1 protein-coding gene is annotated in these 298 nt (G+C 30.2%); it reads right to left on the bottom strand.

Features of this window, described 5'->3' with window-relative positions:
- Positions 1 to 191: hypothetical protein (locus BZK24_RS09525; RefSeq protein ID WP_143424418.1), on the bottom strand; the 191-nt coding region annotated here is incomplete at its 3' end.
- Between the last annotated feature and the right edge of the window lie 107 nt (positions 192 to 298).

The following is a 298-nucleotide window of genomic DNA, read 5'->3' as shown; positions in this document are numbered from 1 at the left end:
CTCTCTTTTTCTAAAATGTCCTTGCTATCTAAATAGTCTATTTCTAGCGTGTCTTTAAAATCTCTTAGCTTAAAAATAGCACCTCCTTGTTTTGTGATATTGTTATAGCATTCTACTGATTGTTTAGACTTTGCTAAAAAGCTTTCTGTTATTGATATGGATGCTCTTTCTAGTAGTAAAAAAGATTTCAACTTGGCAGTGCTATACCTATTCTACAAAGTCATAAATAGAGCTAAATTAGAAAACAAGCCTTTTTATATCTTCATTGATGAAGCAAAATCTGTTATTGAAAATCCCA

Source organism: Helicobacter pylori, from assembly GCF_001998165.1.
Classification (GTDB): Bacteria; Campylobacterota; Campylobacteria; order Campylobacterales; family Helicobacteraceae; genus Helicobacter; species Helicobacter pylori_DL.
Note: the sequence above shows the minus strand (reverse complement) of the source record. Positions and strands in the feature narration are given on the sequence as shown.